The organism is Kitasatospora sp. NPDC091276, assembly GCF_040684355.1.
Classification (GTDB): Bacteria; Actinomycetota; Actinomycetes; order Streptomycetales; family Streptomycetaceae; genus Kitasatospora.
In genome coordinates this window covers 136,916-149,042 of record NZ_JBFBFU010000004.1, presented here as the reverse complement: position 1 = coordinate 149,042, position 12,127 = coordinate 136,916, and the positions used below count along the sequence as shown (strand labels likewise).

5 protein-coding genes and 1 pseudogene are annotated in these 12,127 nt (G+C 76.2%); 2 read left to right on the top strand and 4 right to left on the bottom strand.

The features are described from left to right. Window positions 1-307 precede the first annotated feature (307 nt). Complete coding sequence (locus tag AB0O19_RS06590) at window positions 308-505, bottom strand: hypothetical protein (RefSeq protein ID WP_363618216.1); 198 nt, start codon at window positions 503-505, stop codon at window positions 308-310. A 408-nt stretch (window positions 506-913) separates the two neighbouring features. Between AB0O19_RS06590 and AB0O19_RS06585 the strand changes: the two are divergent. Continuing rightward, window positions 914-2,191 (top strand): annotated as a pseudogene (locus AB0O19_RS06585) (serine/threonine-protein kinase); the annotation flags it as partial. An 807-nt stretch (window positions 2,192-2,998) separates the two neighbouring features. Here the strand turns inward: AB0O19_RS06585 and AB0O19_RS06580 are convergent. Further along, window positions 2,999-3,811, bottom strand: coding sequence for an RNA methyltransferase (locus tag AB0O19_RS06580; protein WP_363618214.1), 813 nt, complete (start codon window positions 3,809-3,811; stop codon window positions 2,999-3,001). Window positions 3,812-3,911: 100 nt separating this feature from the next. Here AB0O19_RS06580 and AB0O19_RS06575 point away from each other — a divergent pair, with 100 nt between their 5' ends. Further along, entirely contained in the window at window positions 3,912-6,653 is a 2,742-nt protein-coding gene (locus AB0O19_RS06575; protein ID WP_363618212.1) for a SpoIIE family protein phosphatase, read from the top strand. Window positions 6,654-6,737: 84 nt separating this feature from the next. Here the strand turns inward: AB0O19_RS06575 and cobA are convergent, their stop codons facing one another. Continuing rightward, complete coding sequence (gene cobA, locus AB0O19_RS06570; RefSeq protein WP_363618210.1) at window positions 6,738-8,015, bottom strand: uroporphyrinogen-III C-methyltransferase; 1,278 nt, start codon at window positions 8,013-8,015, stop codon at window positions 6,738-6,740. Window positions 8,016-8,124: 109 nt separating this feature from the next. Further along, complete coding sequence (gene cobT, locus AB0O19_RS06565) at window positions 8,125-11,961, bottom strand: nicotinate-nucleotide--dimethylbenzimidazole phosphoribosyltransferase (protein ID WP_363618208.1); 3,837 nt, start codon at window positions 11,959-11,961, stop codon at window positions 8,125-8,127. Window positions 11,962-12,127 lie beyond the last annotated feature (166 nt).

Sequence of the window (12,127 nt, the reverse complement as noted above, 5' to 3'; positions counted from 1 at the left end):
GTATCGCGCACAGTAACGGCCGGGGCCGCGATCCGCCAGGATCGCGGCCCCGGCCGTTTGGCGTTGACGACGGCTTCGGGACGGACGACGGCCGCGGGAAAGACGGCTGCGGGAAAAGAGAAGAGCCGCGTACGGTCGCCCTCACCGACGTCCGTACGCGGCGTCTCCGCCTGCCGGGGCGCTCTGCGCGCCACTCACGCCCGTCCGCGTGTCATCGCGGCCGCGCGGCCTCCCCGGCGGCACTGCTCCCCGTCCCCAGGGGATCAGTGCCCGTTCTGTGGCCGACCCCGTCGGGGCCGGCGTGATCTCAGCGGCCGATCAGATCGGCGACGGCCTGGGCCTGGTTCGCCATCTGATCCCAACCGCCGAAGAGCAGCACCAGCAGCACCGCGCACGGCAGGGCTATGGCCAGCGCCACGGCCGGGTGCCTGGTGGGCTGCTCGGCCGACCGGGACTGGACGACGGCCGACCGACGGCGGGGGTCTCCCGTGAGCTGCGGTGCCATGCCCTTACTCCTGTGGTCCGGTCGAGTTGGCGCGGTGAACGGCTTACCTCGGGGGACGAGCTCCCCGTCCACCGCTGAACACAACGCTATTGCTCAGGGGGCCGTCCGGGCGTCATGCCGTCGTACTGTTCCTCGGGCATCCCGGAGGATGACGCTCAGACTTCAGGCGTACTACCGCAGGGGGAGGGAGCCTCGGCCGCACCCCCGGGGGAACCCTGAGGGGCAACCCCGAGAAACGCTTCGGCACCCCTATGACCTGCGGGTCAGCGCACGATCCGACAATCACACGGCTGCTTGAGGTGTTGCGTATCAGCACACCGCAGGGGGCAGTCCGTAAGCTGTGCCAGACAGGAACTGACGATGCCCCAACCGACGGGGCCTCACCCACAGGCTGACGGGGAACGAAACATGGCGATGATGCGGCTGAGGCGTGAGGACCCCCGCATCGTCGGGCCGTACCGCCTGCACCGGCGACTGGGCGCCGGCGGCATGGGCGTGGTCTACCTCGGCTCCGACCGCCGCGGACAGCGCGTCGCCCTCAAGCTGATCCGCGCCGAACTCGCCGAGGACCAGGAGTTCCGCACCCGCTTCGCCCGCGAGATCGCCGCCGCCTCCCGCATCCGGGGCGGCTGCACCGCCCGCGTCGTCGGCTCCGACATCGAGGCCGACCGCCCCTGGCTCGCCACCGCGTACGTGCCCGGGCCCTCCCTCTACAAGCAGGTCGGCGACGAAGGGCCGCTGAGCTGGCCCGAGGCCGCCCGGATCGGCGCCGCACTCGCCGACGGGCTGGTCAAGGTGCACGAGGCCGGGGTCGTCCACCGCGACCTCAAGCCCTCCAACATCCTGCTCTCGCCGCGGGGCCCGCGCATCATCGACTTCGGCATCGCCTGGTCGCGCGGCGCCAGCACCCTCACCCACGTCGGCACCGCCGTCGGCTCCCCCGGCTTCCTCGCACCCGAACAGGTCCGCGGCGCCGCCGTCACCCCAGCCACCGACGTGTTCGCGTTCGGGGCCACCCTCGCCTACGCGCTCACCGGTGACACCCCGTTCGGATCCGGGGCGTCCTCCGAAGTCATGCTCTACCGGGTCGTCCACGAGGAACCCGACCTGTCCGCCGTACCCACGCCGCTGGCACCGCTCATCCGCGCCTGTCTCGCCAAGGAACCCGCCGAACGGCCCGGCGCGGCCGCGCTGCACGAGCGCCTCAGCGAACTCGCGGCGCGCGGGGCGGCAGCCGGAACCGCCACCCGGGCCGCGCGGCCCGGCCACGGGCGGGCGGCGGCACCCGCCCCGGCGGGCCCGGCGGCCCAGCCCGCCCCCGACGGCGCCCGGCACGGTGTGCCCGCGCCCGGACGCTCCCCCGAACCCGCCGCCCCGGCCCGGTCCCGGGCCGCCGCGGCGGCCGCGGCCCGGCGCTCGCAGGCGGCCACCGCCCCGCTCCCCCGGCCCGAGGCCACACCGGTGACCCGCCCACTGCGGGAGCGACCGCACACCCCGCCCCCCGGCCGGCCCGGCACCCGCGACCGCGGGCACCCCCGGGACCGCCAGCACACCCCCGCCCCCGGCGGGCGGCCCGGCAACGCGCGGCAGCGGCTGCTGCGGCAGCGGCTCGTGGTCTTCGTCACCGTGACGCTCGGCGTCGCGCTGGCCATCGCGGCCGCCCAGGGGTGCGAGAACCGCAGCAAGCAGGGCCTGCGGCCCTCCGGCGGGTACACCGCCAGTGCGCCCGCCGCGGGCGGCGCGCAGGCCGTGACGGGGACCTCGGCGGACGGGGCCGCCGCGGCCCAGCCCCCCGCCGCCCAGCCTCCGGCCACCCCGTCCGCCGCGGCTGCGGCCGCACACGGCGGCGCGGGCGACAGCCCGTTGGCGCCCCCGTACGGACCGGGGCCGGTGGTGGACTGGCCCAACCGCAGCTACCCCGACGGGGCCGGCGGGCCCGGCATCGCGCTCCGGGACGGCCGGTCGGTCGGGGCCGGCCCGCAGGTCGTGCTCAGCTCCGTGCTGCCCGCCCGGTACAAGGGCGCCCCGGCAGCGGTCGTCGTCCTGCGGCGGGCCGAGGGCTCGGTGCCGGTCGACCTCGTCCAGCTCTTCTCCTTCACCGGGGACACCCCGGTCGCCGCCACCTCCCGCACCTCGGCGGCCGACCCGCAGGCGACGGCCACCTGGCGGCTCGACGGCGGGACGGTCGTCCGCGAGGAGCGGGTCGCCGCGACCGGCGCGACCACCTCGACCCGCTACACCGTCCGTGCCGACGGCACCCTGGACGAGTCCTGGCCCGGCGCCTCCGGCCCCGCCACCCAGCCCCCGGCCGCCGCTCCGGCTCCGCCCACCGCCGCGGCGGGCTGAGCGCGGGAAGGCCGCGACGCGGGAAGTCGGCCAGGCCGGCTTCCCGCTTCCCGCTTCCTGTGTGATGAGGGCTCCCGCCCCCGGGGAGGCGGGGGCGGGTGGGCTCCTCCGGCGCGAGAGGGGAGGTCGGGCGGGCCGACGTCCCCGTCAGGCGGTGGGGGCGGTGACGGCGTAGAAGGAGACGGCGGCGGCGGCGCCGACGTTGAGGGAGTCGATGCTGTGGGCCATCGGGATGCGGACGGCGTGGTCGGCGGCGGCGAGGGCGGGGCCGGTGAGGCCGTCGCCTTCGGCCCCGAGCATGAGGGCCGCCTTGGGGAGGCGGTGCGGGGCGAGGCCGGCGAGGTCGACGGCGGCGTCGGCGGGGGTGAGGGCCAGGAGGGTGAATCCGGCGGTGCGGACGGTCTCCAGGGCGGCCGGCCAGGGGTCGAGCCGGGCGTAGGGCACCGCGAAGACGGCGCCCATGGAGACCTTCACGGCGCGCCGGTAGAGCGGGTCCGCGCAGTCGGGCGAGAGCAGGACGGCGTCCATGCCGAGGGCCGCGGCGCTGCGGAAGATCGCGCCGAGGTTGGTGTGGTCGACCAGGCCTTCCAGGACGGCGACCCGGCGGGCCCCGGCGAGCAGGTCCACGGCCTGCGGCAGCGGCTTGCGTTCCATCGAGGCGAGCGCGCCGCGGTGGACGTGGTAGCCGGTGACGGCTTCGGCGAGCCCCGGCTCGACGACGTGGACGGGGGCGTCCGCCTCGGCGATGACGTCGGCCATCACCTCCAGCCACTTGGAGGTCAGCAGCATCGACCGCATCCGGTAGCCGGCGGCGAGGGCGCGGCGGATGACCTTCTCCCCCTCGGCGATGAACAGGCCTTCGGCGGGTTCGCGCCGGCGGCGCAGTTCGACGTCGGTGAGGCCGGTGTAGTCGCCGAGGCGGGGGTCGGCGGGGTCGGTGATGGCGCTGGGTTCGGACACCCTGCGATCTTGCCAAGGCGGGGCGGGGAAGGCCAAACGGCCCAAGCCGCAGGGCGGGCTGGCCTTGGCCCTGTGCCAGCCATGGTGCAAACATGGCCGTATGGCCCGTTTTCCGGGCCGATCCTGGGCTCCGTCGGCCTCTGGTGCTACTGGTTCCGCCGGCTCCTCCGGTGGGCGCCCAAACGGTCGGCTACAGCTGCCACGCGCCAAGCGGCCGTGGCCCGTGCGAAACCGGTCGGTGGCCGGGCAGGTGTTCGCGCTGCAGGTCCTCGTCGTCCTGCTGCTGGTGGCGGCGGCCGCGGTGGCGCTGGTGGTGCAGTCGCGCACCGACGCCGACCACGAGGCCCGCAACCGGTCGGTGGCGGTCGCGCAGACCTTCGCCAACTCGCCGGGCATCGTCGACGCGCTGCGCTCCCCCGACCCGTCCGCGGTCCTGCAGCCCAAGGCGGAGGCGGCGCGGATGTCGTCGGGCGTCGGCTTCATCGTCGTGCTGAGCGACGACGGCATCCGCTACACCCACCCCGACCCGGCCCTGATCGGCCAGAAGTTCGTCGGCACCTACCTGCCCGCGGTGCACGGGCAGGTGGTGACCGAGCGCGTCACCGACTCGCTCGGCCCACTGGTCCAGGCGGTGGTCCCGGTGTACGCGCCGGACGGCTCGGTGGCCGGGCTGGTCTCGGCGGGCGTCACGGTGCGGAGCGTCAGCAGCGCGAGCGAGCGGCAGCTGCCGGTGGTGCTGGGCGCCGCCGCGGGCGCGGTCGGGCTGGCCACCCTCGGCACGGCGCTGATCAGCCGGCGGCTGCGGCGCCAGACCCACGGGCTGGGCCCGGCCGAGATGACCCGGATGTACGAGCACCACGCGGCCGTGCTGCACGCCGTGCGCGAGGGCGTCATGATCGTCGGCGCGGACGGCCGGCTGCTGCTCTGCAACGACGAGGCGCGGCGGCTGCTGGACCTGCCGCCGGACGCCGAGGGCCGGCCGGTGACCGAGCTGGGCCTGGAGCCCGCGCCCGAGGAACTGCTGACCGCCAACACTCCGGTGACCGACGAGGTGGTGCTGGCCGGGGAACGGCTGCTGGCGGTGAACGTCCGGCTGACCGACCAGGTGGGCGGCCCGCCGGGCTGCGTCGCCACGCTGCGTGACTCCACCGAACTGCTGGCGCTGTCCGGCCGGGCCGAGGGCGCGCAGCGGCGGCTGCGGCTGCTGTACGACGCAGGGGTGACGGTGGGCAGCTCGCTGGACGTGACGCGGACGGCGGAGGAGCTGGCGCAGGTCGCGGTGCCCCGGTTCGCGGACTTCGTCACGGTGGACCTGGCGGACCAGGTGCTGACGGGCGAGGAGCCGCCGCCGGGCACCTCGCTGGGGCGGATGCGCCGCGTGGCGCTCGCCGGGATCCGGGACGACGCTCCGTTCTACCCGGTGGACACGGTGCTGGACGTGGTGCCGGCCACCCCGCTGGCCGGGGCGCTGCACAGCGGGGAGTCGGGGCTGGAGCCCCGGCTGGCCCAGGCCCCGGGGTGGCGGGAGCAGGATCCGGAGCGGTCGGCCCGGGTGCTGGCGTACGGGGTGCACTCGATGGTGCGGGTGCCGCTGCGGGCGCGCGGGGTGCTGCTGGGAGTGGCCCGGTTCTGGCGGGCGGACCGCTCGGAGCCGTTCGAGGCGGACGACCTGACGCTGGCCGAGGAACTGGTGGCGCACGCGGCGGTGTGCATCGACAACGCGCGCCGCTACACCCGGGAGCACGCGATGGCGGTGACGCTCCAGCACAGCCTGCTGCCGCGCAACCTGCCGCCGCAGAGCGCGCTGGACGTCGCGCACCGCTACCTGCCGGCCCAGGCCGGGGTGGGCGGCGACTGGTTCGACGTGATCCCGCTGCCGGGCGCGCGGGTGGCCCTGGTCGTCGGGGACGTGGTGGGGCACGGCCTGCACGCGGCGGCGACGATGGGCCGGCTGCGGACGGCGATCCACAACTTCTCGACGCTGGACCTGCCGCCGGACGAGCTGCTGGGGCACCTGGACGACCTGGTGAACCGGATCGACCAGGACGAGGCCGGGAGCGGCGAGAGCGCGGCCCTGACCGGGGCGACCTGCTTGTACGCGATCTACGACCCGGTGGCACGGCGGTGCACGCTGGCCAGCGCCGGGCATCCGCCGCCCGCCGTGGTGGGCCCGGACGGGCGGGTGGTGTTCCCGGAGCTGGCGACCGGGCCGCCGCTGGGGCTGGCGGTGCTGCCGTTCGAGAACGTCGAGCTGGACCTCGCGGAGGGCAGCCGTCTGGTGCTGTACACCGACGGGCTGGTGGAGGACCGCGAGCGCGACATCGGTGAGGGGCTGGAACTGCTGCGGGCCGCACTGACCGGGCCGCCGCGCACGCCGGAGCAGACCTGTGCGGACGTGCTCGGGGCGATGCTGCCGGAGCGTCCGCTGGACGACATCGCGCTACTGGTGGCGCGGACCAGGGTGCTGGCGCCGGACCAGGTCGCGGAGTGGGAGGTGCCGCCCGAACCGGCGGCGGTGGGCGCCGTCCGGGCCGAGGTGGCGGAGCGGCTGGCGGCCTGGGGGCTGGACGAGGCGGCGTTCGTCACCGAGCTGATCCTGAGCGAGCTGGTGACCAACGCCATCCGTTACGGCACCGGGCCGATCCGGGTGCGGCTGCTGCGGGACCGGGCGCTGATCTGCGAGGTGTCGGACGGCAGCAGCACCTCGCCGCACCTGCGGTACGCGGCGACCACCGACGAGGGCGGGCGCGGGCTGTTCCTGGTCGCGCAGTTCGCGGACCGCTGGGGGACGCGCTACACGGCGACGGGGAAGGTGATCTGGACGGAGCAGCCGCTGGAGTAGCCGCCCGGAGCGGCCGGCCGACGGGGGAAGTCGGATGGGAATCGGAGTGGGAAGTCGACGGGCCCGACTTCCCACTCCGGGCGCTCAGCGCGGGAAGGCGGCCGCCAGGACGTTGACGACGTCGCCGACCACGATCACGGCCGGCGGCTTGATCCGCTCGGCCTCGACGGTCGCGGCGACGGTGGCCAGGGTGGCGTCCACCCGGCGCTGGGCGGCGGTGGTGCCCTCCTGGACGATCGCGACCGGGGTGTCGCCCGGGCGGCCGTGCTCGACGAGCTTCGCGGCGATCGCGCCGATCTTGTCCACGGCCATCAGCAGCACCAGGGTGCCGCGCATCTTCGCGGCGGCCTCCCAGTTGGTGAGCGAGCGCTCGTCGTCCGGGCCGACGTGACCGGAGATCACGGTGAACTCGTGCGTCATGCCCCGGTGGGTGACCGGGACGCCGACCGCCGCCGGGACGCTGATCGAGCTGGAGATGCCCGGGACGACGGTGACCGGCAGTCCGGCCTCGGCGCAGGCGAGCAGCTCCTCGCCGCCGCGCCCGAAGACGTACGGGTCGCCGCCCTTGAGCCGGACCACGAACTTGCCGGCCTTGGCGTGCTCGATCAGCGTCCGGTTGATCGCCTCCTGGGCCATGAACCGGCCGTAGGGGATCTTGGACGCGTCGATCACCTCGACGTGCTCGGGCAGTTCGGCGAGCAGCTCGCGCGGGGCGAGACGGTCGGCGACCACCACGTCGGCGTCGGCCAGCAGGCGGCGGCCGCGCACGGTGATCAGGTCCGGGTCGCCCGGGCCGCCGCCGACCAGGGCGACGCTCCCCCGGCCCGGCTGCCCCGAGGCGCCGCCGACGCCGTGCGCGCGGAACTGGCGGACGGCCAGCGAGCCGTCCCGCAGGCCGTCCACGATGGCGTCGCGCAGAGCGGCGGAGTGGCGCGGGTCACCGGTGAGGACCGCGACGGTGGCACCCGCGTCGCGGCCGCTGGCCGGGGTCCAGGCGGTGGCGGCGGAGGCGTCGTCGCTGCGGGCGCAGAACACCCGCTCGCGCTCGGCCTCGGCGCTGACGGCACCGTTGACCGCCGGGTCGTCGGTGGCGACCAGGGCGTACCAGGCGCCGGCCAGGTCGCCGTCCCGGTAGGGGCGGGCGTGCCAGGTGAGCTCGCCCGCGTCGGCCATCGCCTGCACGGCCGGGGTGGTGGCCGGCGATATCAGGTGCAGCTCCGCACCGGTGGCGATCAGCGCGGGGAGCCGGCGCTGCGCGACCTGGCCGCCGCCGACCACGACCACGCGACGGCCTGCGAGCAGCAGGCCGACCGGGTACGGGGTACGGCCTTCGGTGCTGGGGTGCGGGGTGGGCGCGGTCATCGGCGGTGCTCCTGATCGGGGGTGAGGGTCCGGGGTGCAGGTGCGGCGTGACGCCGCTCCGCGGACCGGCGCGCCCTCGGGCCGGTCCGCGGAGTGGTGACGGAGAACGTCAGCCCTTCTCGGTGACCCCGGCGGAGTCGAAGGTGGCTACATCGTGCATCGCCCGGGCCGCGCTCTGCACCAGCGGCAGGGCCAGCAGGGCACCGGTGCCCTCGCCGAGCCGCAGGTCCAGGTCGATCAGCGGACGCAGGCCCAGCTTCGCCAGCGCGGCCTGGTGGCCGGGCTCGGCGGAGCGGTGGCCGGCGATGCAGGCCGCCAGCACCTCGGGGGCGATCGCCTTGGCCGCCAGCGCGGCCGAACCCGCGATGACGCCGTCCAGGACCACCGGGGTGCGCAACGAGGCCGCGCCCAGCAGGAAGCCGGCCAGGGCCGCGTGCTCCAGGCCGCCGACGGCGGCGAGGACGCCGATCGGGTCGGCCGGGTCGGGCCGGTGCAGGGCCAGCGCGGCCCGGATGACCTCGATCTTGCGGGCGTGCGTCTCGTCGTCGATGCCGGTGCCGCGGCCGGTGACCTCGGCCGGGTCGAGGCCGGTGAACACCGAGATCAGGGCGGCCGAGGCGGTGGTGTTGGCGATCCCCATGTCGCCGGTGACCAGTGCCTTGTTGCCGGCCGCGACGAGGTCGCGGGCGGTCTCGATGCCGACCTCGATGGCCTTGAGGGCCTCCTCGCGGGTCATCGCCGGACCCTGGGTCATGTCGGCGGTGCCGGGCTTGACCTTGCGCGGCAGCAGGCCGGTGGTGCGGCCCTGCTGGATGGCCTCCGGCAGTTCGGCGGCGACGCCGACGTCGACCACGCAGACCTCGGTGCCGATCTGCTTGGCGAAGGAGTTGATCACCGCTCCCCCGGCCAGGAAGTTGCCGACCATCTGGGCGGTCACCTCCTGCGGCCACGGGCTGACGCCCTGCGCGTGCACGCCGTGGTCACCCGCGAAGATCGCCACGCAGGCGGGCTCCGGGATCGGCGGCGGGCACTTGCGGGACAGGCCGCACAACTGGGCGGAGATGATCTCCAGCATGCCGAGCGAGCCGGCCGGCTTCGTCATCCGCTTCTGCCGGTCCCAGGCCTCGCCGAGCGCCTTGGCGTCCAGCGGGCGGATGCCGCGCAGGGTCTCGGCGAGCAGGCTCTGCGGCTCCTCGCCGGGCAGCGCGCGGTTGCCGTACTGCTCCTCGTGGACCACCCAGGACAGCGGGCGCTTCTTGGCCCAGCCCTGCTGCTCCAGCTCGGGCTCGTCCGGGAAGGAGTCGACGAAGCCGACGCACAGGTAGGCGACGACCTCCAGGTGCTCGGGCAGGCCGAGCTCGCGAACCAGCTCCTCGTCGTCGAAGAAGCTCACCCAGCCGACGCCCAGGCCCTCGGCGCGGGCGGCCAGCCAGAGGTTCTCGACCGCCAGGGCGGCCGAGTACGGGGCCATCTGGGGCTGGGTGTGGCGGCCCAGCGTGTGCCGGCCGCCACGGGTGCGGTCGGCGGTCACCACGATGTTGACCGGCGTTTCGAGGATGGCCTCGGTCTTGATTTCCTTGAACTGCTTGGCCCGGCCCTTGGGCAGCGAGTCCGCGTACACCTCGCGCTGGCGCTCGGCCAGGGCGTGCATCCGCCGGCGGGTCTTGGCCGAGCGGATCACCACGAAGTCCCAGGGCTGGGAGTAGCCGACGCTGGGGGCGGTGTGGGCGGCCTCCAGGACGCGGATCAGCACCTCGTGCGGGATCGGGTCCGGGCGGAAGCCGTTGCGGATGTCGCGGCGCTCGCGGATCACCTGGTGGACGGCCTCGCGTTCGGCCTGGTCGAAGCCGGGCGCGGCCGGGCCTCGGGGCTCGGCCGGCTCTTCGGCCTGCGGCTCCTCGGCCTGCGCTTCCTCGGCGGGCTGCTCCGCCAGGTCCTCCGTCGGCGCCTCCGTCGATGCCTCCGGCTGAGGCTCGGCGGCCTGCTCGGCCGGCTGCTGCTCGGCGGCGGGGGCCTCGGCTGCCACGGACGCGTCAGCGGCCTGGTCGGCAGGGGCCTCCGGTGCGGCGGCCTCCTCGGCGACGGCCTCGGCAGCCACGGGCTCGACGGCGGCCGACTCGGCGGCGGGAGCCTGCTCGGCGGACTCTACGGCCGGCTCGGTGACGGGCTGAGCCTGGTCCTCCGGGGTGGCCGGGGCAGCTTCTGCGACCGGCTCGGCGGCGGTCTCGGCGACCGGCTCGGCGGGTGCGGCAACGGGCTCGGCAGCCTCGGTGACCGGGGTGGCGTCCGCGACCTGCTGCGGCACGGTCTCCGCTGCGGCGGCCTCGGTCTCAGGCTCGACGACGGGCTCGACCGGGGCCTCGACGGCCTGGTCCACGACCGGCGCGGCCTCCTCGGTGGGCTCGACAACGGGCTCGGCAGCGACCTCGGCGGCAGCCTCGACGGGCTCGACGACGGCCTGTCCGGAGGGCATCTCGCCCGTGCCGGCGGCGGTCTCGGCGACCGCCTCGACGACCGTTTCGACGACGGGCTCGACGACCGCCTCCGGCGCGGGCGCCACGGCCTCGGCGGGCTCACCGGTCTCGACCGCGACCGCGACCACGGCCTCGACGGGCGGGGCGGCCTGGGCCGGCTCCTCGGCCGCTATGGGAGCGGGCTGCTGCGGGGCGGCCTCCTCGGCCACCGGGGCCTGCGCGGCCGCCGCGACCGGAGGCAGACCGTGCGGGGTGGGGGCGGCGAGGAACGCGGAGATGCGCCGCGGCGGGCCGGCCGGGGCGGGGGCCTCGGTCTGTTCCGCGGGCGCGGCCTGCGCGGCGGCCTCGACGGCAACCTCGGCGACGGGCTCGACCGGCGCCTCAGCAGCGGCCTCGACCGGTGCCTCGGCGGGCGCCGTCACCACGGCCCCGGCGACCGGCGTGCCGACCGGGTCGACGGCCGGCGTGCCGGACTCCGCCGGGACCGGCTCGGCCACGGCGGCCTGCGCCGCGTCCGCCGCGGCCTCGGCGACGACGGCCTCCGGCAGCTCGACGACCTCGATCACCTCGATCGCCCCGACCGTCTCGACGGCCAGCTGGGCCTCGACCGGGTGCGAGGCCAGCGGCACCTGCTGGAACTCCTGGGCCTCCGTCACGGGAACCGCCGGCGCCGCCGAGGGCGCGGGCGCTGCCGGAACGGCCTGCGGCGCGGCGGCCGGCGCCGGGGCGACGGCCTCGGCCATCGGCGGCCGGCCGACCACCGGGATGCCGTGCGCGGGAGTGCCGCCCTGCGACGGGCCGCGGTCGGCGAGCGAGCGCACCGGGACCTGGCCGGTCATCAGCGACGGGTCCGGGATCGGCGGACCGGCGTGCAGCGGGCGGCGCGGCGGCTGAGAAGCCGTCATCGCCTCCGTGGCCTGCGGGTGCGCCGGGGCGGCGTGGAACGCCTGCTGCGCCTGCTCGGCGCCGAGCACCGGCGGCTCCAGCGGCGGCCACGAAGGCTCGACCGGCGTGCCGTCCTGCTGCGGGGCGAGCGGCGTCTGCTCGGTCGGGAGGGGCGCCAGCGGCTCGCCCCAGGAGCCCTGCGGACCGGGCATCAGCAGGACGTCGTCCTCGTCGTCCTGGTCGAGGAAGTGGAAGGCCGGACGCGGGGCGCCCGGGTCGACGCCCCAGCCCTCACCGGGCGCGCCGGGAGCCGGTGCACCGGGAGCCGACAGGCCGGGGGCCGGTACGGCGAAGCCGGACGCGCCGAGCGGCTGGCCCTGCGGCGGGATGACTCCCGCGCCGTGGGGCACCGCACCACCGGCCAGGCCGTGGCCCGGCGCCGTCGGGTTCGGGATCATGCCGCCGTCCGTCGCGACGCCCTGCAGGGGTGCAACGCCCGCGACGCCCTCCGGTCCGCCGAGCTGGTCCGGCCCGGCGTTCAGGTGCTCCGGCATTCCCTCGCCCGGGACGTGGCCGCCATCGGTCATTGTCAAACGCTCCTTCCAGGCCGCTGCCGCGCCCTTGGCGACACGATCACCGACCGCAGCGCCCATCCGCACGGGCCGGGCCTGCACCGGCCCGTCCCTCAACCACACGCGGCCGCCGCGCCGAGGCGCTGCGGCCCAAGTCCTTCCGGCGCACTGCGGCACCCCG

Bases quoted from the DNA above. Each gene is read 5' to 3' on its own strand.
- AB0O19_RS06590 (WP_363618216.1), bottom strand. From the start codon at position 505: ATGGCACCGCAGCTCACGGGAGACCCCCGCCGTCGGTCGGCCGTCGTC.
- AB0O19_RS06575 (WP_363618212.1), top strand. From the start codon at position 3,912: ATGGCCCGTTTTCCGGGCCGATCCTGGGCTCCGTCGGCCTCTGGTGCT.
- cobA (WP_363618210.1), bottom strand. From the start codon at position 8,015: ATGACCGCGCCCACCCCGCACCCCAGCACCGAAGGCCGTACCCCGTAC.
- cobT (WP_363618208.1), bottom strand. From the start codon at position 11,961: ATGACCGATGGCGGCCACGTCCCGGGCGAGGGAATGCCGGAGCACCTG.